We start from the raw sequence: 22,768 nt of genomic DNA on the forward strand, positions 1-22,768 counted from the left end.
ATGTCGGTGGGACCGGTCTGCGTACGACGCTGAGCATGACGGCTGGAGCACGTGCGGGAGGTCTCGGTGAAGGACGTACGGCGGGATGCCTGGGTACTGCGCGACGACGGGCTGGCCGCCCTGGTCCGGGAGCTTGCGCGCGACGGCCGGCAGGTGATCGGGCCGACCGTCCGGGACGGTGCGATCGTGCTTGCCGAGGTCGATGACGCGGCACAGCTGCCCCATGGCTGGGGCGTCGAGTTGGCGGCCGGACGGTACCGGCTGGTGCGCCGCGAGGATGCGATGGTGTTCGCACACAGCGCGGGGCCGCAGTCCTGGAAGGCGTATCTGCATCCTCAGCATGTGCGTCGCTGGACGGCCGACCGGAACGCAGGCGGTGAGTGGACCGTACGGGGAGAGGACGAGCGGGAGGCCGACGCCGTTCCTGCCTACGCCTTCCTCGGGGTACGCCCCTGCGACCTGCGGGCGATCGCCGTTCAGGGGCGGGTGCTCGGGGGTGGGCCGGGCGCCGACACCGCCTACCGGCGCCGTCTGGATCGGACGTTCATCGTCGCCGTGGAGTGCACCGATCCGGGCGCGACCTGCTTCTGTACGTCCATGGGCAGCGGTCCCGCGGTGGATGTGCACGATCGCGGCTACGACCTCGCGATGACCGAGCTGCTGGACGAGGGCGGGCATCGTTTCCTGATCCGGGCCGGCAGTGATGCGGGGGCGGAGCTGCTGACCCGGCTACCGGTGGAAGGCGCGGCGCCGCTGACCGAGTCTGCCGCGCGGCATGTGGTGGCGGACGCGGCGGAGCGCATGGGCCGGTCCATGCCACCGGTCGATCTGCACGCGCTGATGGCCGGTTCGATGGCGGCCGAGCGTTGGGACGACGTGGCGAGCCGATGCCTGACCTGCGGTAACTGCACGATGGTGTGCCCGACGTGCTTCTGCACCACCACTGAGGACGTCACTGATCTGACGGGCGACCACGCCGAGCGGTGGCAGCGTTGGGACTCGTGCTTCGATCTGGACTTCAGCCAGCTGCACGGTGGGCCGGTCCGGGCGAGCGGGCGCAGCCGGTATCGGCAGTGGCTCACGCACAAACTCGGCACGTGGCACGACCAGTTCGGCGAATCGGGATGCGTCGGCTGTGGACGCTGCATCGTGTGGTGTCCGGTCGGCATCGACATCACCGAGGAGGCCGCGGCGCTGGCCGAGGAGACCGGGCAGCCGGAGAACAGGGGCAGCGTGCAGGCGGCCGAGTCGGTCAGGCACGCGCGGCAGGAAGGTGGCGGGCGACGATGAAGACCGTGACGGGGCGATTCGGAGCACTCTCCGCGGAACAGAGCCGGAAGCTGATGGCGTTGGGGCGCGAAGTGTCCTTCCCCGCGGGGACACGGATCTTCGAGGAGGGCCGGCCGGCCGACCGGTTCTGGATCCTCCGCAGTGGCGCCGTCCAGCTCGACCTGCACGTCCCGGGCCGGCGGCCGGCGATCATCGAAACCCTGGGGCAGGGCGACCTGCTCGGCTGGGCGTGGCTCTTCCCGCCCCGCAGCTGGCATCTGGGCGCGGCGGCACTCAGTCCCGTACGGGCCTGGGAGTTCGATGCGGAAGCGGTACGCGGGCTGTGTCATGAGGACCCGGTACTGGGGCATGACCTGGTACTGGCCTGCGCCGAGGTGATCGGGCACCGGCTGCAGTGTGCGCGCACCCGTCTCATGGACCTGTACGGCCCTCACGGGAGCGGTGTGTGATGGCTTCGGTGCTGGCGACCTCGCCGTCCGGTGCCCTCTCGCGTGTGCCGTCGGTACCGGTGCCCTACCGGGTCGTCCGGCGCTGCCCGGAAACCGCGGACTCCGCGACGCTCAAGCTGGCGCCTGCCGGGGAGACGCTCCCTCCGTTCGTGCCGGGGCAGTTCGCCATGCTCTGTGCCTTCGGCATCGGGGAGATACCGGTGTCCGTTGCGGGGCTGCCGGTGGGTGAAGATGCGCTCGTCCACACGGTGCGTACGGTCGGTGCTGTTTCCGACGCACTGTATGCGATGGCCCCCGGGGCCACTGTGGGCGTGCGCGGCCCCTTCGGCACCGGCTGGGACCTCGGCATGGCCGCGGACAGGGACGTGCTGGTCATCGCGGGGGGCATCGGGCTCGCGCCCTTGCGGCCGGTCGTCCTCGACATCTTGGGCGAGCGGGAGCGCTTCGGCCGGTTGAGCGTCCTGATCGGGGCACGGACCCCCGCAGACCTGCTGTACAAGCTGCAGACGAAGGTGTGGAGCGCGGCGGCGGACGTCGCGGTCACGGTGGACCGTCCGGCGCCGGGCTGGTCGGGCTCGGTGGGTGTGGTCACCCGCCTGCTGGACCGCGCCGTCTTCCGGCCGGCCAACACCGTCGCCTACGTCTGCGGGCCCGAGCCGATGATCCGGGCGACGGCGCGGCAACTGGTCACGCGAGGCGTGCCGGCGCGGCGCATCCGCGTCTCGCTCGAACGCAACATGCGCTGCGGGTCGGCCGAGTGCGGCCACTGCCAGCTCGGTCCCGTGCTGCTGTGCCGGGACGGCCCGGTCATCGGCTGGCATCGCGCCGAGCCACTGCTGACCGTGCCGGAACTGTGAGGTGAGCACCGTGCCCGCTGCAGCACGCGCGACCCGTCCCACCCTCGCCGTTTTCAAGCTGGCCTCCTGTGACGGCTGTCAGCTCACCCTGCTGGACTGCGAGGACGAGCTGCTGGAGCTGGCCGGACGCGTCGAGATCCGGCACTTCCTGGAGGCGTCCAGTGCCGTCGGCTCCGGGCCGTACGACCTGGCGCTCGTGGAAGGCTCGATCACCACGGCCGAGGACCGGCGGCGCGTTCACGAGATCAGGGCTGCCGCGCGTCATCTGGTGACCATCGGCGCGTGCGCGACCGCCGGTGGCATCCAGGCCCTGCGGAACTTCGCGGATGTCGCCGAATACCGGGCGACCGTGTACGCCCGCCCCGAATACATCGCCACACTCGCCACCTCCACTCCCGTGTCCGCCCACGTCCCCGTCGACTTCGAGCTGCGGGGCTGTCCCATCGACCGCGGTCAGCTGCTGGAGGTCATCACCGCGTTCCTGGTGGGCCGCAAGCCGGACATCCCCGACCACAGCGTCTGCTTCGCCTGCAAGCGCCGGGGGACCGTGTGCGTCACCGTGGCCCACGGTACGCCTTGCCTGGGGCCGGTCACCCATGCCGGCTGTGGGGCGATCTGCCCCGCGTACGGCCGGGGCTGCTACGGCTGTTTCGGCCCCTCGGCCTCCCCGAACCTGCCCGCGCTGATCCCGTTGCTGCGGCGGGACGGCATGGACGAGCCGACCCTCGGCCGGGCGCTGCGCACGTACAACGCCACCGCCTTCGCCGAGCTGGCGGCCCGTTCGGGAGAGGAGCGGCCGTCATGACGCACCGGGGTTCGCGCGTACTGCGGGTCGGGGCGCTCAGCCGCGTCGAAGGCGAGGGCGCGCTCCACCTGCGAGTGCAGGAGGGCAGGGTTGCCCAGGCCGAACTACAGATCTACGAGCCGCCGCGCTTCTTCGAAGCCTTCCTGCGCGGGCGCGCGTACACCGAACCGCCCGACATCACCTCCAGGGTCTGCGGCATCTGCCCGGTCGCCTACCAGATGAGTGCCTGCCGCGCCGTCGAGGATGCCTGCGGCGTGCAGGTGGACGGCCAACTGGGCGCGCTACGCCGGCTGTTGTACTGCGGTGAGTGGATCGAAAGCCAGATCCTGCACATCCACCTCCTGCACGCACCCGACTTCCTGGGATACGCGAGCGCGGTCGACATGGCGCGTACCCGGCGCGCCGACGTGGAGCGCGGCCTGCGCATCAAGCAGGCGGGCAACGCGATCCTGGAGCTGCTCGGCGGGCGGGCCATCCACCCGATCAATGTGCGGCTCGGCGGCTTCCACCGCGTCCCCACCCGCGCCGAGCTGCGCCCGCTGCGCGAACAGCTGGCCAGGGCGAGGGACGACGCCTGGGAGACGGTCCGCTGGGTGGCCGGCTTCGACTTCCCCGACGCGGGTGCCGACCACGCGCTGCTCGCCCTGATCCAGCCGGGCCGCTACGCGATCGAATCCGGCACACCGGCGGTCATGGCCGCACCGCACGCCCACGGCCTGCCCGGCGACACCGACCAGCCCCTGCCCCTCCGCCAGTTCCCGGTGCACGCCTTCACCGAAGAGGTCACCGAGCGGCAGGTGCCGTACTCCACCGCCTTGCAGGCGACGCTCGACGGCGAGCGCTACCTCACCGGCTCCCTCGCCCGCTACGCCCTCAGCGGCCGGTGGCTCTCCCCCATCGCCCGGCAGGCGGCCCGCGAGGCAGGCCTCGGCGATCCGCTGTCCGGCACGGTGTGCCGCAACCCGTTCCGCAGCATCGTCGTACGAGCGGTGGAGGCCCTGTACGCGATCGACGAGGCGCTGCACATCATCGACGCGTACCGGCCACCGGCACGCCCATATGTGGAGGTGCTCCCCCGCGCGGACACCGGCCACGGCGCGACCGAAGCCCCACGCGGACTGCTCTACCACCGCTATGCCCTGGACGCGCACGGCACGGTCACCGACGCCCTCCTCATCCCGCCCACCGCGCAGAACCAGGGAGCCATCGAGGAGGATCTGCGGCGCCTCGTCCAGCACCGGCTCGACCACGAGGACGACCCGGCGACCGATGCCGAACTCACCGCCCTGTGCGAGCGCGGCATCCGCAACCACGACCCGTGTATTTCCTGCTCGGCCCACTTCCTCGACCTGACCGTAGACCGCTCCTGAGGAGTTCCCATGCCCGATGTCTCAGCCACCCCGCAGTCCCCGCACACCGTCGACGACGTGATGACTCGCACGGTCGTGGCGGTGGGCCGCAACGCACCGTTCAAGGAGATCGTCAAGACGATGGAGCAGTGGCAGGTCAGCGCGCTGCCCGTCCTGGAGGGCGAGAGCCGGGTCGTCGGCGTGGTCTCCGAGGCCGACCTGCTGCCCAAGGAGCAGTTCCGCGACCACACGCCCTCCCGCATCGAGCAGGCACGGGAGCTGGAGGCGCTGGTCAAGTCCGGCGGCATGACAGCCGGTGAGCTGATGACCGCCCCGGCCATCACCGTGCACGCCGATGCCACGATCGCCCAGGCCGCCCGCACCATGGCCGTCTACAAGATCAAGCGGCTGCCGGTCATCGATGCCGAAGGGCGGCTGGAAGGTGTGGTCAGCCGCAGCGATCTGCTGAAGGTGTTCCTTCGGGAGGATGCCGACATCGCGGAGGAGGTCCGTCGCGAGATAGTCGGGCCACTGTTCCGCTCGCACGGCCAGGAAGTCACCATCGAGGTGACCGACGGGGTGGTCACCATCAGCGGTGAGATCAAGGACTGCTCGCTGGTCCCGGTGGCCGCCCGGCTGATCCGCAGTGTGGAAGGCGTGGTGGACGCCGACATGCGCCTGACCGGCGTCCGCCACCGTTCGCCGTCCTGAGCCTCGCAGGCCCGCTGGAGGCTTCGTGAAGTACCTCGACGAGTACCGTGACCCCGGACTCGCACGCCGGCTGCTGGACGAACTCGCAGCCGTGGCGACCCGGCCTTGGCGGATCATGGAAGTGTGCGGCGGCCAGACCCACACGCTCGTCCGCCAGGGCATCGACGAACTGCTGCCCGCCGGGATCCGCATGATTCACGGGCCCGGCTGCCCGGTGTGTGTGACGCCGCTGGAGACCCTGGACCGGGCGATGGCCATCGCCGCCCGGCCAGGCGTCACGTTCACCAGCTTCGGTGACATGCTGCGCGTCCCGGGCACGCGCACCGACCTGCTGTCGTTGCGTGCCCGGGGCGCTGACGTCCGCGTCGTCTACTCCCCCATGGAAGCGGTACGGCTGGCCTCCGCGCATCCGGACCGTGAGGTGGTCTTCCTCGCCGTCGGCTTCGAGACCACCGCGCCCGCCAACGCCACGGCCGTGCTCCAAGCGGCCCGGCTGGGCCTGCGCAACTTCTCCGTCCTGGTCAGCCACGTCCTGGTGCCACCGGCGATGACCACACTGCTGGAGGACCCCGACTGCGAGGTGCAGGCCTTCCTCGCCGCCGGACACGTCTGCGCGGTGATGGGCTGGCGCGAGTACGAGCCGATCTGCGTCCGCCACCACGTACCGATCGTTGTCACCGGTTTCGAACCGCTGGATCTGCTGGAAGGCATCCTCATGGCGGTCCGGCAGCTCGAATCCGGCCGGGCCGAGGTGGAGAACCAGTACGCAAGGGCCGTCCGCCGCCAGGGGAATCCGGACGCGCGCTCGGCCGTCTCCCAGGTCTTTCGCGTCGCCGACCGCAACTGGCGCGGCATCGGGCCGCTCCCCGGCAGCGGCCTGGAACTCACCGAGGAGTACGCGGAGTTCGACGCGGCCCGCCGCTTCGACGTGGGCCGACTGCATGCCCTCGAACATCCGGAGTGCATCGCCGGTGCCATCCTCACCGGCGCCAGGCTGCCGACGGACTGCACGGCGTACGGAACGCGCTGCACCCCGCGCACCCCGCTCGGAGCACCCATGGTCTCAGCCGAAGGAACCTGCGCCGCCTTCCACGCCGCCGGACGAGCACCCACTCCGAGGAGCGCTTCATGACCCTCGTCTGCCCTGGCCCGCACCATGAGGAGGAGCGGGTGCTGCTCGGCCATGGTGCCGGTGGGCGTCTCAGCGCCGAGCTGCTGGGCTCCGTGCTGCTGCCCGCACTCGGCGCGCCGGACGGCCCGCTGGAGGACGCCGCCCTCCTCCCCGGGCATCCCGAACTCGTCGTCAGCACCGACGGCTTCGTGGTCAAGCCACTGTTCTTCCCCGGCGGCGACATCGGCTCCCTCGCCGTCCACGGGACCGTGAACGACCTGGCCATGCGGGGCGGCATGCCGGTGGCCCTGACCTTGTCCCTGGTCCTGGAGGAAGGACTTCCCCTCAGCGAGCTCCGCACGGTGATGGAGTCCGCCGGGAAGGCGGCGGGCGGCGCGGACGTGCCTGTCGTCGCCGGCGACACCAAGGTCGTCGAGCGGGGCGCCGTCGACCGGATGTTCCTCACCACCACGGGAATCGGCCGCCGCCTCCCGTTCATGCGTCCCTCCGCCGCCGGCGCCCGGCCCGGCGACGCGATCCTGCTCTCCGGCCCCATCGGCCTGCACGGCACCGCCGTGCTCTCCACCCGGGAGGGCCTCGGTTTCGAGGCGGACATCGTCTCCGACACCCGCCCGCTGCACCGCCTGGTACGGGCCCTCGCCCCGCTCGCCGGCCACGTGCACGCCCTGCGTGACCCCACGCGCGGGGGGCTGGCCGCCGCACTCAACGAGATCGCCCGCGACTCCCGGGTCGGTACCGAAATCGACGAGTCCCGCCTGCCGGTGCCCGCGCCGGTCGCGGCCGCCTGCGACCTGCTCGGACTCGATCCCCTGCAGGTGGCCAACGAGGGTTGTTTCGTCGCCTGCACCCACGAATCCGCGGCCGACACGGCGCTGGCGGCACTGCGCTCGCTGCCCGAGGGCTGCGGTGCCGTCCGGATCGGCAACGTCGTCCCGGACCATCCCGGCCGCGTCGTCATGCGGACCCTCGTCGGGGCACGCCGCGTGGTGGACATGCCGCTGGGGGAACAGCTGCCCCGCATCTGCTGACCACCGCGCTCCCGCAGGGCCGGCCGGCAGCTGTCAGGGCTGACCGGCCCATGGCTGCCCTTCCCCGGTCAGCGCACGCTTGGGTCGACTCTCCGGGAGGTGAGTGACGTGATGTACGGATACGGCACCGGCATGACGGGCTGGGGATTCATCGCGATGGCGATCACACAGCTTCTCTTCTGGGGTCTGCTGCTCGGGGGCGTGGCGCTGCTCGTGCGTTACCTCGTTCGCAGCCACCACGATGCGAGCCTGCCGCCGACCCGTCAGACGCCGCAGCAGGTTCTGGCGGAGCGGCTGGCACGAGGCGAGATCGACGAGGCGGAGTACCAGCGCCGCCTCACCACCTTGCGGAGCAGCTGACCTGACGCGTGCGGGTACCCGGGCAGGCACCGAGCCGCTGGTCGATGCTCCGGGCCTGCGGCTGGACGTTGCGGTACTCGACGTCCGGCCGTGCTCGGTGCGGCAGCCCGTGGACGTTCAGGTTTCCGGGACGACGGCGACCGGACACTGCGCATGGTGCAGCACCGTGTGGTTCACCAAGCCGAGCTGCAGCCCGGCATGTCCATGCCGCCGATGCGCGCCGACCACCACCATGTCGGCGGTGTGCGACGCCGCCACCAACATCGTCCCCGGAGCCCCCTCGACCGCCCGGCGCTCCACGGTCACCTGCGGGAATGCGGCAACCGGCTTGTTCAGCACCTCATCGAACAACACCTTTGTGCGGCGCTCGTGTTCGGCTCGGTACTCGCCGTGCGCACCGCACTGGCCGGGCACTTCGGTGCCGGCGCAGCGCCAAGCGTGAACGGCCTCGACGGTGCAGTCGCGGAGGGTGGCCTCTTCGAGGGCGAACGTCACCGGCGCCGCGCTCGCCATGCGCTCGCCAACCCCCAGAACCACTCTGCGTTCACCACCCAGGATATTTCCCGTCCGGCCACGCACCACGATCACGGGACAGTGAGCACGGGCCGCCACACCCAGCCCCACCGAACCGAGCAGCAACGACGTCAGCCGCCCCCGGCCGCGGTGCCCGACCACTACCGTTTTTGCCCGTAGTCCCTCGGCCAGCAGGGCCTCGACCGGGTCGTCCGGAGCGAGATAGGTGGTGACCTCCAGGCCCGGCACACGTCGAGAGGCGCGTTCGGCCGCGACGCCGACGATGGTCTCCTCCATGACGCGCTCGGAGGAGCGCTCGGTCGACCAATCAGGGAGGCGCCCCTCGTACCTTTCCCAGCGCGAGGCGTACACGACGCGCAGGGGAAGCCCGTACCGCGCGGCCGCGTCGGCCGCCCAGTCCACCGCGTCCAGACTGGCGCTCGAACCATCGACTCCCACCACGACCGGATGTTCCATGACGCCGCCCTTCTCGTCACCGCGGCTTCGGCAACCTGCCCCGGATTCCGCGGACAGCATCACGCCTGCCGTTCGGCTCCGGACAGGGTCGGACCGGCTCTGGCTCAGGGCCTTTCGGCCCCGGGCGCGTCATGCCTGCCGGGCTCGATGCTGAAGACAGCCGCAGCAGAGGGGGCTGCCTCATGGACGAGCCGGAATCCGGAACGCGGGCGATGAACGGCGGGGGCGGTCTTCCCCTCCGGGCCGCCGGTCCCGCCCGCGACGTGGCAGGCCGGAACAGGGTACGGATCGTCGTCAGCGGAACGGTGCAAGGGGTGGGCTTCCGCCCCTTCGTCCACCGGACCGCGACCCGCCTGGGACTGGACGGCACGGTACGCAATGTCAACGGGCATGTGGTGATCGACGCTGCCGGAGCGCCACTGTCCTTGTCCCGGCTCGTCACAGCGCTGCGCACGCAGGCTCCCCCGTCGGCAACGGTCGGCAGTGTCGAAGTCGACCGCGCCCCGGACGACATGCCACCCGGGGCGGGCTTCACGATCGGTCCCAGCGTCGCCGGCCCGCGACGGAGCGGTCTTCGCGAGATTCCTCCGGACGCCGCGACCTGCGACGCCTGTCTCGGGGAACTGTTCGCCCCCGGCAACCGGCGCTACCGCCATCCCTTCATCAACTGCACGGCCTGCGGCCCGCGCGCCACCGTCATCGAAACGCTGCCGTACGACCGGGCCCGCACGACCATGGGCCGCTTCGCCCTCTGCCCGACGTGCGCGCAGGAGTACGGCAACCAGTCCGACCGGCGTCACCATGCCGAGCCCCTCGCCTGTCCGCACTGCGGCCCCCGGCTCATCTGGGACTCACTGCGCGACGGTTCCGCTCTCCAAGCCGCCGAGGGGCTGGTGGCGGTCGGTGGCATCCTCGCGCTGAAAGGCATCGGCGGCTACCAGCTCGTGTGTGCTGCGACCCGGCCCGACACGGTCGATGAGCTGCGCCGACGCAAGCACCGCCGCCACAAGCCCCTAGCGGTCATGGTCGCCGATCTGCCAGCGGCACGACGACTGGCGCATGTCGACCGGGCCGCGGTCCGAGAACTGACCGCCCCGGACCGGCCGGTGGTGCTGCTCCCCGCCCGCACCGACAGTCCCGTACCGTCCGCTGCGGTCCACCCGGACACCGGGTACATCGGCATCTTCCTGCCCACCAGCGGCCTGCATCACCTCCTCCTGCGCGACCTGGCCCGTCCGCTCGTCGTCACCAGCGGCAATGTCTCCGGAGAGCCGCTCGCCATCGACGACGTCGACGCCCGCGAGCGGCTGGCCGGGATCGCTGACGGCTTCCTGACCCACGACCGCGGCATCCGCTCGCGGTACGACGACTCGGTCGTTCAAGTGGTGGAGGGCACCCGCATGACGCTGCGCCGCGCCCGCGGCCTGGCACCGGCTCCGCTCCCCCTGCCGCGGTCCGCGACGGCTCCCCTGGTAGCCGTCGGAGCCCAGTCCAAGCACACGTTCACCCTGGCGGACGGCCGACAGGCCGTGCTCGGACCGCACACGGGCGACCTGCACGACGCCGACACACTGGAAGCGTTCGAGAGTTCCTATACGCACCTCACCCGGCTCACCGGCGTCACTCCGCGGACAGTGGCCCACGATCTCCACCCGCGGTACCTGTCCACGCAGTGGGCGATGCGCTTCCCCGCGCAGCACCGCATCCCCGTACAGCACCATCACGCCCACATCGCCGCCTGCGCCGCCGAGCACCGCCTGCCCGGCCCCTTCCTCGGCGTGGCCTACGACGGACTCGGCCTCGGCGACGACGGCACCCTCTGGGGCGGTGAAGTGCTGCTCGCCGACTACACACACTTCCGCCGGCTCGGCCGCTTCGCCACCGCACCGCTGCCCGGCGGCGAGTCGGCGGTACGCCATCCCGACCGCATGGCGCTGGGCTACCTCTACGGCACCGAGCCCCTCGGCTCGCCCGAGTTCCCGCGGGACGCGACCGCAGCTTTCACCGACCGGTTCGACCCTCGCGCGCACGCCACACTCCGCACCATGGTGCGCCGCGGCATCAACTCCCCCCGGGCCTCCAGCGCGGGCCGCCTCTTCGACGCGGCCGCGGCCCTGCTCGGCGTGTGCGACGAGGTGACGTACGAGGGGCGGGCAGCGATCGCGCTGGAGGCCGCGGCGGGCCGGCGGAGGGCACCCGCCCTGCCCTGGCGACTGGTACGCGTGGCCGGCCTGTGGGTCTACGACCCGACGCCGACCCTCATGGCGCTGTGCGCGCCCTCCGGGACGCGGGACACCGCCCGGCTCGCCGCCGCTTTCCACACCACGATCGCCGAGGTGACCGCCGCACTCGTCGAGAAGGCGATGCACGCGGGCGCGCCGCGGACGGTATGCCTGGGCGGTGGCTGTTTCGCCAACCGCCGCCTGGTCATCGACGTACGCCGGCTGCTGCAGGCGCTGGACGTGGAGGTGTACGTCGGCGTCGACGTGCCACCCGGAGACGGTGGAATCAGTTACGGGCAGGCCGCCATCGCCGCCGCCCGGCTTTCCCGGAAGGGAACGTGAGCAGTCATGTGCCTGGGCATACCCGGTCGTGTGCTGTCGGTTCACGACGATGCCGGGCTGCGGATGGCGACGGTGGACTTCGGTGGTGTGCGCCGCGAGGTGTGTCTGGAGTACACCCCCGGCGCGTCCGTCGACGAGTACGTCATCGTGCACGTCGGCTTCGCCATCACCACCGTCGACGAGCAGGAGGCGCAGCGCACGCTCGACGTGCTGCGGGCGATGGGCGATGCCGTGGCGGGCGAACTGGGTGAACCCCTGCCCGCCGGCGATGCTGCGCGCCTGCGGCCGAGCCGCGGCGCCGCCTCCTCCGATCCGGTGCCGACCGCCCGACCGGAGGAGGGCCGTTCAGCCCCGTAGCGGCCCCGCCCGGCCCCTCAACCCCGGTCCGGGGCGGCCTGACGATGGCCGTAGGAGTTCAGCCCACGTCGGCGAAAGGGCAGCGATGGCCATGCACGCCGGAGGACCGGATGCGGTGCACGCGCTTCTGACGGACGGCACGACGGCGTCCATCAGGGCCGTCCGACCGGACGACCGCGAGCGGGTTCTGGAGATGTACCGGCACATGTCCGCGGACAATCTGCGTCGGCGCTTCTTCGCCATCAGCAGGCGCAGCGCCGAGCAGGCCGTCGAGCGAATCTGCACACTCGGCAGTCCCACCGATCAAGCACTGCTCGCTCTCGTGGGCGACAAAGTCATCGGGGTCGCCGAGTATCACCGCATCGACTCCCCCGACCGCCCACAGCTCGCGGAGATCGGTCTCACGGTAGCCGACGACTGGCACGAGCACGGCGTCGGCACACTGCTCCTGGAGCACCTGGCGCACGCCGCCCGCGCCGCAGGTGTCACCGCGTTCACCGCGGAAGCCCTCGCCGACAACCACCTGATGCTCAAGGTCGTCGCGGACCTGGGGCTGCGCACGACCCGGCGCTTCGAGCAGGGCGAGGTGCACAGCACCATCGAACTGCAGGAGGACGAGCAGTACCTCATGGCGGTCGACGACCGAGGGCGTACCGCCGATGTGGCCAGCCTGCGCCCCCTGCTGCAGCCGAAGTCGGTCGCCGTCATCGGGGCCGGCCGCAAGGAGACGTCGGTCGGCCGCGCCGTTCTCACCAACCTCCGCCACCACGGCTTCAACGGCGCGCTGTACGCGGTCAACCCGCATGCCGCGTCCATCGTCGACGTGCCGTCCTTCCCGACCGTCGCCCTGCTGCCGGAGGCGCCCGAGCTGGCCGTGCTCGCGGTGCCCGCTCATGCGCTGCCGGACGTGGCGGAACAATGCGGTACGCGCGGCGTGCGGGCCCTCGTGGTCGTCGGTGCCGGGCTGCGGGACGAGGAGGCGGCCGGATTGCTGGCGGCCTGCCGGCGGCACGGTATGCGGCTGGTCGGCCCCAACTGCCTGGGCCTGGCCAACACCGATCCCGCGGTACGACTGGACGCGACGTTCGCCGCCACCGCACCGCGTCCCGGCACGGCCGGGGTCGCCGTCCAGTCCGGCGGAGTGGGCATCGCGCTGCTCGGCGCGCTCTCCCGGCTGGGCATCGGCGTCTCCAGCTTCGTCTCGCTCGGCGACAAGTACGACGTCAGCGGCAACGACCTGCTGCAGTGGTGGGAGTGTGACGGTCGGACCGACCTCGCGGTACTGCACCTGGAGTCCTTCGGCAACCCACGCGCCTTCTCCCGTACCGCACGCCGACTGGCCCGGCGGATGCCCGTGCTCACCGTCGACGCGGGCCGCTCCGAAGCCGGCCGGCGCGCCGCCGCCTCCCACACCGCCGCGCTGGCCACTCCGACGATGACCCGCCGTGCCCTCTTCCGCCAGGCCGGCGTCATCCCCACCACCGGGCTGGGCGAACTCGTGGAGACCGCAGCCCTGCTGCACTCCCAGCCGCTTCCGGCCGGCCCGCGCGTCGCGATCGTCAGCAACGCGGGCGGCGCGGCGGTCCTGGCCGCCGATGCCTGCGCGGAAGCCGGCCTGACCGTTCCCGAACTGCCCGCCGCGCTCGCGGCGGACCTCTCGGCGGCGCTGCCCGAGGGGGCGCGCGTCGCGAACCCGGTGGACACCACGCCCGCCGTCACCTCGGCCGCGTTCGCCGAGTGCCTGGACCGACTGGCCCGCCATGGCGCGGTCGACGCCGTACTGGCCGTACTGGTACCCACCGCGCTGTCCGCGGCCGGCGGAGACGACCCGGTCGAGGCACTCATCCGCCCGCCGGGGGCCCGGAGCCGGCCGGTCCTGACGGTGCTCTTGGACCAGGCGGAACCGGTACGCCTGCTGCCGGCGTCGGACGGGCTGCCGGGATCGGACGGGCGGTCCCTTCCCGCCTACGCCGAGCCGGCCGCCGCGGCCCGTGCGCTCGGCCACGCGGTGGAGTACGCCCGCTGGCGCGCGGAACCGCTGGGCTCGATACCGTCCCTCGACCGCATCGACGCTCCGACGGCCGCCCTCCTCGTGGACGACTTCCTCCAGCACACGCCTGGCGGCGGCTGGGCAGACCCCCGGCTGTGCGGTGCCTTACTGGACGCGTACGGGATCCCTCAGCAGCCCTGGGCCTGGGCCGGCAGTCCGGACGCCGCCGCGGCGGCCGCCGAACGCCTGGGCCTGCCCGCGGCGCTCAAGGCCCACTGGCCCGGCATCGTGCACAAGAGCGAGGTCGGCGCCGTCCGCCTGGACCTGCGGAGTCCGGCGGCGGTGCGCGCCGCCTACCAGGACTTCACCGACAGGTTCGGCGAGCTGATGACGGGAACGGTGGTACAGCCGATGGCCGAGCGGGGCATCGAACTCGTCGCCGGCGTGACGCACGACGACGTCTTCGGACCACTCGTCCTCTTCGGCCTCGGCGGCACGGCGACCGAAGTACTGGCCGATCACGCCGCCCGGCTCGCACCGCTCACCGATCAGGACGCGCACGCCCTGATCACCGCACCGCGTTGCGCTCCGCTGCTCTTCGGACAGCACGGTGACGGGCCGGTCGACCTCGAAGGGCTCGAACAACTGCTGCACCGCCTCTCCCGCATGGCCTGCGACCTGCCGCAACTCGCCGAAGCGGATCTCAACCCCGTACTCGCCGGCCCCGGGGCCGTGACCGCCCTGGACGTGCGCATCCGGCTCGCACCACGCGCGACCGAGGCCCCCTACCTGCGCCGCCTACGGGCCCGCTGACCCGGCGCGGCCGGCCACACTCGCCAGCCGGTCCCACCATCAGCAGGAAGGAGCGGAACGATGCACCACCGATCCGTCAGCGACATCATGAACCGTGACGTCGTCACCGCAGAGCCCGGCATGGTGTTCAAGGACATCGCGTACCTGTTCGCCCACCACCGCATCAGTGGCATACCCGTCGTCGACGGCGACGGGAAGGTGTTGGGTGTGGTGTCCGAGACCGACCTGATGGCCCGGCAGACCGTCCAGGACGACGAACGACCGCACCGTTTCCCGCGCCTGTCTTTCGGCGGCGCACGTGCTGTGCGGACCAAGAGCCGCGCGACCACGGTCACCGATCTGATGACCAAGCCCGCCATCACGGTCGGCCCACGCCAGTCCCTCGTCGAAGCCGCCCGTGTCATGGCCCGCCACCACTGCAACCGGCTGCCCGTCATCGACGCCGAGGGCCGGCTGATGGGCATCGTCACCCGCGGCGACCTCCTGGGCGTGTTCCTGCGCTCCGACGACGACATCCGCAAAGAGGTGGTCGACGAGGTCCTGGTCCGCACCCTGTGGTTGGAGCCCCACACCATCGACGTCAGTGTGCACGGCGGAACGGTCACCCTATCGGGCACCCTCCAGCGCCGCAGTGAAATCCCTCTCGCGCTCCGCCTCACTTCCCGCATCGACGGCGTCGTCGAGGTCATCGACCATCTCGGCTACCAGGAGGACGACTCCCGCCTCCGGCCGAGCGAACAAGCCCTGCACGGCATCACCGAAGAGTGGCTGCGCCGGATCTGATCCGGACGAGCGCTCCGGGCAGCGCTCCCACTGACGACCGGAGGAACGCCATGGTCCAGTCCTTCCGCATCACAGTGATCGGTGTCGGCAACACCTTCCGGCACGACGACGGCATCGGACCGGCCGTGGTCCAGCGCCTGCGCGAACGAGCGCTCGGTCGCCCGCTGCCGCCTTCGGTCCGACTCGCGGACTGCGAAGGGGACCCGGGCCGGCTCATCGCCCTCTGGGACGGCATGGAGCTGGCCGTGGTCGTTGACGCCGCCCACGCCGAACCCGGCCATCCGGGCCGCGTGCACCGCATCAGCCTCACGGCCTCGCAGCTGCCCCCACCACCCACCAGCTCCCACGGCCTCGGGCTGGGCGAAGCTCTGCAACTCTCCGATGTGCTGGGCAGGCTGCCCCGACGCCTTCTCGTCTTCGCCGTCGAAGGCGCGGACCGGTCCATCGGTACGGGCCTCACCCCGGCGGTGGCCAAGGCCGTCGAACCCTTGGCGAATGCCGTGGAGGCGGAGATCGTTCGGCACCGCGACGCCACCGCACGCGGGGTGTCCAGCTCCGACCGAAGCGCTCGCTCCGACGAAAGCGCTCAGGAGGTGTGATCCATGAGCACGTACCAGCGGGAAGGCACCACGTACGCCGGCACCCGGGAATCCGCAAGCGTCTCCCCCGCCCTCGAACGCTCCCGACTGCTTCAGTGCCGGGCCCTGCTCCTCGGCATCGACGGACTGGTGACCGACACCGCACGGCTGCACGCCGGCGCCTGGAAACGCACCCTGGACGCTTACCTGCGGGACAGCGGACACGTACACCGCATGTCCGTCCGGCCCTTCGATCCGGAGACCGACTTCCGTCGCTTCTTCCAGGGCCGGGCACGACTCGACGGCCTCCGGGCCTTCCTCACCTCCCGAGGCATCTACGACCCCGGGCATCCCGACTCCCCCGACCTGCTCCGGACGCTGGCATCCGACGAGGACCGGTTCTTCGACGAACAGGTATGTCGACACGGTGTACCGGTATGGCCGGACAGCCTCGACCTCGTGGCGGCGGTGCACGCCCGCGCCCTCCCCGTCGCCGCCGTCTCGGCCTCCCGGCACGGCCGCCGGCTGCTGGAAGCGGCCGACCTGACCAGCCGGTTCGACGCCATCGTCGACGGTTGCGACCGCGCCCGGCTCCGAGTGCCGGCCGGCCCTGACCCGGCCCTGCTGATCGAGGGCACCCGACAGCTACGGACGGCGCCCGAGCACAGCGCCGTCATCGTCGCGGCCCCTGCCTGGATCACCGCGGCCCGCAGAGGCGGCTTCACACTCACCTTCGGAGTGAACCGGGAGGGACGCACGGAAATCGCCGTCGAGCTGTACGAGCACGGAGCCGCCCATGTGGCCTGCAGCCTGGCGGAACTCGTCCCGCGCGGATGATTCCCAGCTGGTGACCGACGGAGCGCCGGGCCGGGCAACCGGGCCCACCAGCGCATGGCGACCGGCACGCCGACGCGGTACTCAGAAAACCTCATCAGCGCAGGCGCAACGATCCGAGGAGGTCCGTATGTCGCAGACGCCGCAAGCGCCACACGGCCGGGTGGTCGTCGGATTCGACGGCTCGGCCCTCGCCGAACGTGCTCTGGACCGCGCGTCCGACGAGGCCCGGCTCCGCGGCACAGCCCTGGAGATCCTGGCCGGCTGGCCTTGGCCAAAACGCCCACTGCCTGATTACGGGGTTCAGGACGACGAGGGCAAGCTGCTCTACAGCAGCGCACGCCGAATGATGGACCGTGCCGTGGAACGAGCCCGGTCCCGGGCGCCGGACACCCTCATGATCCCCTCACTCACCACGGAATCCGCCGCCGAGGCGCTCCTGCGCTGCGGCCGCACCGCCTCACTGACCGTCATCGGTACCCGCGGACACGGCGGATTCGCGGGTCTGCTGCTCGGCTCCGTCACCCTGCGCGTCGCGGCGCACTGCACCACCCCGCTGATGGTGGTGCGCGGTGACGTCGGACGCGTCCGTGACACGGTCCTCCTCGGCCTGGCATCGGACACGGACACGGACGTGCAGGCCCTGCGTTTCGCCTTCGACGAGGCAGCCCGTCGCGATGCCGAACTGCGGGTCCTGCACACCTGGCAGTTCCCGGCCCCGCACAGCGCGCAGGCCCGGCCCTCGCAACTGGACTGGGACGATGTCGCAGGGTTGCGCAAGGCCGCGGAGGCGATTCCGCAATATGCCGTCGCCAGGCTGGCACAGGAGTATCCCGACGTCCGGGCGACCGCACTGGCCGTCTGCCAGAGCCCGGCGCAAGCACTCGTCGAGGACAGCCGAGAGGCCGATGTCCTGGTCCTGGCGGCACACCGCCGACCACGTCACTTCGGCCTCCAACTGGGCCCGGTCACCCACGCGGCCCTCCACCACGCCCACTGCCCGGTCGTTCTGGTGCCCACGGGCTGACCTGCCCGGTAAGTCAACGAGCTGCTCGAACAGGTCGAGCACCGTTTCCTCAACGGCCGGCACGCCACCCCGCCGGATGTGAGGGAGAAGGAGATGCCCAACAGTGACCGTTACAGGGACACCAAAGAAGCCGGCAAGGACACACTGAAGCTCATCTGGCGAATCTGGCTCTGGGCCGGCGTCGCGTGGGTCGCGGTGGCCTTACTGGTGCGGAATGTCCCCCACCTCAACGTCATCATGACGGTCGGCATCTTTGTGGGCGCGGTCATCGCCACACTGATAGCCGTCTTCGGGTCAGTCCATGTCGTGTGGGAAGAGAACCGGGCGCGACGACGCACGTTGCGCCATAAGTGATACCCGGCAGGTACGGTGCGATCGGCCGCACGGTCCCCGTCAGGCAGCAGGTTGCTGAACCGTCATCGCGGCAGAGCTGATGCGGAGGAGCGCGATGCGGGGCGGCACTTGGCGAAGTATGGCCCTGCCGGGGAACGAGGGGATCCCTACGATGAGCCTATGAAGTCTCGCGCCGCGCGCACCGGCTCCGAGACGCCCTCGACCGACAGGCCGGCGGCGGCCCGCCCTGGCACTCACGTCGCGCCTGCGGCCATCGCGTACAGCACGCCGACCGCCCGGACGGCTGACGTCCTGAGACCGCCGTTCCCGTCCGAGTTGCAGCTTCCGCGGAGCTAGAGACACCCGCACTACACCCCGGCTGGAGGTGGCGTGCTCCGGCCTGCCGGTATTCGTATCCCCGCGCGCCTGCGCGCGGGCACCCTCAAGGAGTTGTATCTCTCGTGGCATCTCGCCGTTCGCTCTTCCGCCGGAGTGTCGCCCTGGCTGCTGCCGCCACCGCCTCGGTGGTACTGGCCGCCTGCGGCGGCAACAGCGATTCCGCCGCCTCCCCGTCAGGACGCCCCCACCACGACGCGGGAACGACGACCTCCGCCAGCCCCTCGGCCACCGGATCCGCCGCGCATGGCAGCCACACCCCCCAGGACGTGTCGTTCACCCAGAAAATGATCATCCATCACCGGCAGGCCATGGCAATGGCCGACCTCGCCGCGTCGCGGGCGCGGTCCCCGCAGGTGAAAGACCTGGCCGCGGACATCAAACAGGCACAGGGCCCGGAGATCGCCACCATGTCCGGCTGGCTGAGGGCCTGGAACGAGAAGGTCCCGGACGGCGACGGTATGTCCGGCTCGGAGCCCATGCCGGGCATGGGCTCCTCCGCGATGCCCGGCATGATGACGCACGCCGACATGAGGAAGCTGAAGAACCTGTCCGGTCAGGCCTTCGACACGGCGTTTCTGCAGATGATGATCCGTCACCACCAGGGCGCCATCCAGATGGCGAAGGCCGAGCACGCCAAGGGCGCTCACGGGCCTTGCAGGGCGATGGCGAAGTCGATCGTCACCTCGCAGGCGGCCGAGATCACCGAGATGGACAAGATGCTCGGCAAGTAATCACCAACCGGCCGGGGCCGCGAGGCCCCGGTCCCGCACCCCCGCCCTCTTGCCGGCCGCCTCCCCGGGCGCCAGGATGCGGAGTCCCGGTGCGCCCTCGGGCCACTCGCCGACCGCCTTCCTCGGAGGCCACATGCGTCTGCGTCGCGCCGTCGTCACCCTGCTCGCCGTCCTCCTCGCCTTCGGTGCGGTCCTCCTCCCGGAGACGCCGGCGGCAGCAGAGGACGAGGCGCAAGCGGTCGCCGCGCCCACCGGCACCGTCCGCACGCCGGACGGCCGCACTCGGCTCGCCGACCGGCAGGGGCGAGTCCTCACCCTGCGCGGCCTCAACCTCGGCAAGACCGACACCGTCACGGAGCGGCGCGTCGCCCGCCTCGCCACCGAAGGGTTCACCCTGCTGCGGCTCAACATCCAGTGGGAGAAGGTGGAGCCGCAACGGGGCCGGTACGACACCGCCTACCTGCGGTACCTCGACCGGGTGCTGGGCTGGGCCGACCGGCACGGAGTGCTGGTGCTCGTCGACTGGCACCAGGACGTCTTCGGCCCGGCCTTCGGGCACAACGGCATCCCCACCTGGGCCACGCGCACCGACGGCCTGCCGTTCGAGCCCGACCCCGACGACTGGTTCGCCGATTACTTCCAACCGGCCGTCCAGGCCGCCTTCACCCACCTGTACGACGATGCGGATCTGCGTGCCGCGCAGGCCGACGCGTACGCTCGCGTCGCCGCGACGCTGCGCGGCCACCGCTCGCTGCTCGGTTACGACCTGTTCAACGAGCCCTTCGGCCCGGTCCCCGGCGATCCGACCGATCCCCGCGAACCAGCTGGCCGCCGCCATCGCCCTCGAACAGGGCCGGCTCCCGGCGATGTACCGGCGGCTGATCCGGGCCGTACGGGCCGTCGACCCCCACGCGTGGCTGTTCGTCGAGCCGACCGTCCTGGTCGGCCAGGGCGTCCCGACCAGCCTGCCCGGTTTCACCGATCCGCGGCCCGGGCCCGACCGCATCGGCTACGCGCCGCACTTCTACGACACGGCGGTGGAGTCCGGGCAGGACTGGGACCCGAACGGCGGGTTCATCGAGAAGTACGAGGCGGCCGTCGCCGGCTACCCGACCGCGCACCGGCTGCCCGTCCTGGTCGGCGAGTGGGGGCCGCCCCGGGCCACCACCCCCGGCAACGCAGAACTGATTCGACGTCAGGTCAGGTCGATGCCGAGCTTCGCCTCCGGCTGGGCCATGTGGTACGACTGCGACGCACCCGATGGCGGCGGCTATTGCGTACGCGGCGCCGACGGTCGCCCGGCACCGGGCAAGGAGCCGGCGTTCGCACCGTACGCCCGCGCCGTCGCAGGGACTCCTGGCCCCGAGTCGTACGACCCGACGACGGGCACGTACCGCCTCCGCCTCACCGCCGGCCGGCCGACGCACCGGGCCTGGACGGAGATCACCCTGCCCGCCGCGGCGTACCCGCGCGGCGCCCGCGTCTCCGTCGAGCACGCACCGGCTGCCGTGGTCCGCGTCACGGACGCCATCGCCCGGGTACGCCTGCCCGCCGCTCGTCCCGGCACATCGGTCACGGTGACCGTGGCTCGCCGCTGACTCACCCGGCGAAAACTGGTCGAGCCCCGGGGAACCGGTCGGCAACCTCGACGTCCGCTGCGGCGACTACGGCGTACAGCACCACCACTCAGTACGCCCAGACGAGCGGAGACACGACGATGAGACGACCAGTCGTACGGCGGCGGCTCCAGGCGGCGCTGGCCACGGTGGCCCTGGCGGCCGCGTCCGGTGTGGTCCTGTCCGTACCGGAAGCGTCGGCGGCAGCCGGCGGCGCCACCGGTTACGCCACCCAGAACGGCGGGACCACCGGCGGTGCCGGCGGGCAGACCGTACGGGCGACCACGGGCACCGAGATCCACGCGGCCCTGTGCAATCGTGCCAGCAGCACCACCCCGATCACCATCGAGGTCGAGGGCACCATCAACCACGGCAACACCGCCAAGGTGTCCGGCGACAGCTGCAACACCGCCGCCGGCGTGATCGAACTCAAGCAGATCAGCAACGTCACGCTCGTCGGAGTCGGCAGCGGGGCCGTCTTCGACCAGCTGGGCATCCACATCCGCGAGGCCCGCAACATCATCATCCGCAACGTGACGGTCAAGAACGTCAAGAAGTCGGGCTCGCCCACCTCCAACGGCGGGGACGCCATCGGCATGGAGAGGAACGTCCGCAACGTCTGGGTCGATCACAGCACGCTGGAGGCGTCGGGTGGCGAGTCGGAGGGGTACGACGGCCTCTTCGACATGAAGGACAACACCCAGTACGTAACCCTCTCCTACAGTATTCTGCGCAACTCCGGCCGCGGCGGTCTCATCGGTTCCAGCGAGAGCGACGTCTCCAACGGCTACGTCACCTTCCACCACAACCTGTACGAGAACATCGACTCCCGCGCCCCGCTGCTCCGCGGCGGCATCGCGCACCTCTACAACAATCACTACGTGCACCTCAACGAGTCCGGCATCAACTCCCGGGCCGGGGCGCGCGCCAAGGTGGACAACAACTACTTCGAGGACTCCAAGGACGTCCTCGGCACCTTCTACACCGACGCCGCCGGCTACTGGCAGGTCAGCGGCAACACCTTCGACAACGTGACCTGGTCCAGCCCCGGCGAGGACAACAACCCGGCCGGCCCGAACCCGCAGTCCAACACCTCGGTCGCCATCCCGTACGCCTACGGCCTCGACGCCACCGCCTGCGTGCCCGACATCGTGGAACGCACCGCGGGCGCCGGCAAGGGCCTGCAGGAGTCCAACGGCAGCTGCCAGGCGTAGCCGTGGCCTGACACACGACGGACGCGGCGTGCCGCCCCCGTCCTGCGCCACTTCGAGCGGGCTCTGTACGTACTGTGGAGAGTCGTCGAGACAGGAACCGAATCGAGCTGTTGAGGAGGACTCGTGGCATTGACCCGCGAAGAACGCGAGCAGTTCCTGGCCGAGCCGCACGTCGGTGCTCTTGCCGTGGCGGCCGAGGAGGGGCGGGCGCCGCTCTCCGTACCGATCTGGTACCACTACGAGCCGGGCGGTGAACTCTGGATCCTGACGGGGCGGAACTCCCGCAAGGCCCAGCTGATCGATGCTGCCGGCCGTTTCACGATGATGGTGGACCGCGTGGCGCCCACCGTCCGCTACGTCTCCGTCGAAGGGCCGGTCACAGGGGTGGGCCCCGGCACGCGCGAGGACCACCTCGCACTCGCCTCCCGGTACCTGCCCAGGGAGAAGGCCGAGGAGTTCGTGGACTTCGCCGAGCGGGAACTGGAACCGCACGTCATCATCCGCATGCGCCCGCAGCGCTGGGTCGGCGCCGACCTCGGCGAGGTGTAGGGCGGTCCT

At 71.2% G+C, this 22,768-nt stretch carries 21 protein-coding genes and 2 pseudogenes; 22 read left to right on the forward strand and 1 reads right to left on the reverse strand.

Going from position 1 to position 22,768, the window contains the following annotated elements; all coding sequences use genetic code 11:
- The first annotated feature begins 66 nt into the window (after window positions 1-66).
- The 9 genes from IF20_RS07810 to IF20_RS07850 all read left to right on the forward strand — a co-directional run bounded on the left by IF20_RS07810 (window position 67) and on the right by IF20_RS07850 (window position 7,981).
- Window positions 67-1,290, forward strand: a complete 1,224-nt coding sequence (locus tag IF20_RS07810) for a 4Fe-4S dicluster domain-containing protein (protein ID WP_234426561.1) — start codon at window positions 67-69, stop codon at window positions 1,288-1,290.
- Entirely contained in the window at window positions 1,287-1,739 is a 453-nt protein-coding gene (locus IF20_RS07815; protein WP_052864267.1) for a Crp/Fnr family transcriptional regulator, read from the forward strand. Before IF20_RS07810 ends, IF20_RS07815 begins: the two co-directional genes overlap by 4 nt.
- 44 nt (window positions 1,740-1,783) lie before the next feature.
- A complete protein-coding gene (locus IF20_RS07820; protein ID WP_110943990.1) occupies window positions 1,784-2,596 on the forward strand; it encodes an FAD/NAD(P)-binding protein in 813 nt (270 codons plus the stop codon).
- A 10-nt stretch (window positions 2,597-2,606) separates the two neighbouring features.
- The gene (locus IF20_RS07825; protein ID WP_234426562.1) at window positions 2,607-3,401 is read left to right on the forward strand and encodes an NADH-quinone oxidoreductase subunit B family protein; all 795 of its coding nucleotides are present in this window, start codon (window positions 2,607-2,609) and stop codon (window positions 3,399-3,401) included.
- Window positions 3,398-4,771, forward strand: coding sequence for a Ni/Fe hydrogenase subunit alpha (locus IF20_RS07830; protein ID WP_052864270.1), 1,374 nt, complete (start codon window positions 3,398-3,400; stop codon window positions 4,769-4,771). The genes IF20_RS07825 and IF20_RS07830 overlap by 4 nt, the downstream gene beginning before the upstream one ends.
- Window positions 4,772-4,780: 9 nt before the next feature.
- The gene (locus tag IF20_RS07835) at window positions 4,781-5,461 is read left to right on the forward strand and encodes a CBS domain-containing protein (RefSeq protein ID WP_052864271.1); all 681 of its coding nucleotides are present in this window, start codon (window positions 4,781-4,783) and stop codon (window positions 5,459-5,461) included.
- A gap of 25 nt (window positions 5,462-5,486) precedes the next feature.
- Window positions 5,487-6,593, forward strand: a complete 1,107-nt coding sequence (hypD, locus tag IF20_RS07840) for a hydrogenase formation protein HypD (RefSeq protein WP_052864272.1) — start codon at window positions 5,487-5,489, stop codon at window positions 6,591-6,593.
- A complete protein-coding gene (gene hypE / locus IF20_RS07845) occupies window positions 6,590-7,621 on the forward strand; it encodes a hydrogenase expression/formation protein HypE (protein ID WP_052864273.1) in 1,032 nt (343 codons plus the stop codon). Before hypD ends, hypE begins: the two co-directional genes overlap by 4 nt.
- Before the next feature lie 99 nt (window positions 7,622-7,720).
- Entirely contained in the window at window positions 7,721-7,981 is a 261-nt protein-coding gene (locus IF20_RS07850; RefSeq protein WP_234426563.1) for an SHOCT domain-containing protein, read from the forward strand.
- 117 nt (window positions 7,982-8,098) lie between these two features.
- Here the strand turns inward: IF20_RS07850 and IF20_RS07855 are convergent, their stop codons facing one another.
- Complete coding sequence (locus tag IF20_RS07855) at window positions 8,099-8,971, reverse strand: universal stress protein (RefSeq protein WP_052864274.1); 873 nt, start codon at window positions 8,969-8,971, stop codon at window positions 8,099-8,101.
- A 182-nt stretch (window positions 8,972-9,153) separates the two neighbouring features.
- Between IF20_RS07855 and hypF the strand changes: the two genes are divergently transcribed.
- The 13 genes and pseudogenes from hypF (at window position 9,154) to IF20_RS07915 (ending at window position 22,759) form a co-directional block, all read left to right on the forward strand.
- The gene (gene hypF, locus IF20_RS07860) at window positions 9,154-11,535 is read left to right on the forward strand and encodes a carbamoyltransferase HypF (RefSeq protein WP_234426564.1); all 2,382 of its coding nucleotides are present in this window, start codon (window positions 9,154-9,156) and stop codon (window positions 11,533-11,535) included.
- 6 nt (window positions 11,536-11,541) lie between these two features.
- Complete coding sequence (locus tag IF20_RS07865) at window positions 11,542-11,892, forward strand: HypC/HybG/HupF family hydrogenase formation chaperone (protein WP_110943945.1); 351 nt, start codon at window positions 11,542-11,544, stop codon at window positions 11,890-11,892.
- Window positions 11,893-11,977: 85 nt separating this feature from the next.
- Window positions 11,978-14,695: a bifunctional acetate--CoA ligase family protein/GNAT family N-acetyltransferase gene (locus IF20_RS07870; RefSeq protein ID WP_052864275.1), complete on the forward strand. Its 2,718-nt coding sequence runs from the start codon at window positions 11,978-11,980 to the stop codon at window positions 14,693-14,695.
- A gap of 60 nt (window positions 14,696-14,755) precedes the next feature.
- On the forward strand, window positions 14,756-15,478 hold the full coding sequence (locus IF20_RS07875; RefSeq protein WP_052864276.1) for a CBS domain-containing protein: 723 nt from the start codon (window positions 14,756-14,758) through the stop codon (window positions 15,476-15,478).
- A 50-nt stretch (window positions 15,479-15,528) separates the two neighbouring features.
- Entirely contained in the window at window positions 15,529-16,077 is a 549-nt protein-coding gene (locus IF20_RS07880; RefSeq protein WP_052864277.1) for a hydrogenase maturation protease, read from the forward strand.
- Window positions 16,078-16,080: 3 nt separating this feature from the next.
- On the forward strand, window positions 16,081-16,893 hold the full coding sequence (locus IF20_RS07885) for an HAD family hydrolase (RefSeq protein ID WP_052864278.1): 813 nt from the start codon (window positions 16,081-16,083) through the stop codon (window positions 16,891-16,893).
- 127 nt (window positions 16,894-17,020) lie between these two features.
- The gene (locus IF20_RS07890; protein ID WP_052864279.1) at window positions 17,021-17,917 is read left to right on the forward strand and encodes a universal stress protein; all 897 of its coding nucleotides are present in this window, start codon (window positions 17,021-17,023) and stop codon (window positions 17,915-17,917) included.
- A 93-nt stretch (window positions 17,918-18,010) separates the two neighbouring features.
- Entirely contained in the window at window positions 18,011-18,271 is a 261-nt protein-coding gene (locus IF20_RS07895; RefSeq protein ID WP_052864280.1) for a hypothetical protein, read from the forward strand.
- Window positions 18,272-18,711: 440 nt separating this feature from the next.
- Window positions 18,712-19,380: a DUF305 domain-containing protein gene (locus tag IF20_RS07900; RefSeq protein ID WP_110943946.1), complete on the forward strand. Its 669-nt coding sequence runs from the start codon at window positions 18,712-18,714 to the stop codon at window positions 19,378-19,380.
- 133 nt (window positions 19,381-19,513) lie between these two features.
- Window positions 19,514-20,107: pseudogene (locus IF20_RS40445) on the forward strand (cellulase family glycosylhydrolase); the annotation flags it as partial.
- A 139-nt stretch (window positions 20,108-20,246) separates the two neighbouring features.
- Window positions 20,247-20,978 (forward strand): glycoside hydrolase family 5 protein, encoded by a 732-nt coding sequence (locus IF20_RS40450; RefSeq protein WP_267881122.1) that lies wholly within the window; start codon window positions 20,247-20,249, stop codon window positions 20,976-20,978.
- 119 nt (window positions 20,979-21,097) lie between these two features.
- Window positions 21,098-22,201 (forward strand): annotated as a pseudogene (locus tag IF20_RS07910) (pectate lyase family protein); the annotation flags it as partial.
- Window positions 22,202-22,333: 132 nt separating this feature from the next.
- Window positions 22,334-22,759 (forward strand): pyridoxamine 5'-phosphate oxidase family protein, encoded by a 426-nt coding sequence (locus IF20_RS07915; RefSeq protein ID WP_052864282.1) that lies wholly within the window; start codon window positions 22,334-22,336, stop codon window positions 22,757-22,759.
- Window positions 22,760-22,768 lie beyond the last annotated feature (9 nt).

Origin of the sequence: Streptomyces niger, assembly GCF_000718305.1 — a bacterium.
In the GTDB taxonomy this organism is placed as follows: Bacteria; Actinomycetota; Actinomycetes; order Streptomycetales; family Streptomycetaceae; genus Streptomyces; species Streptomyces niger.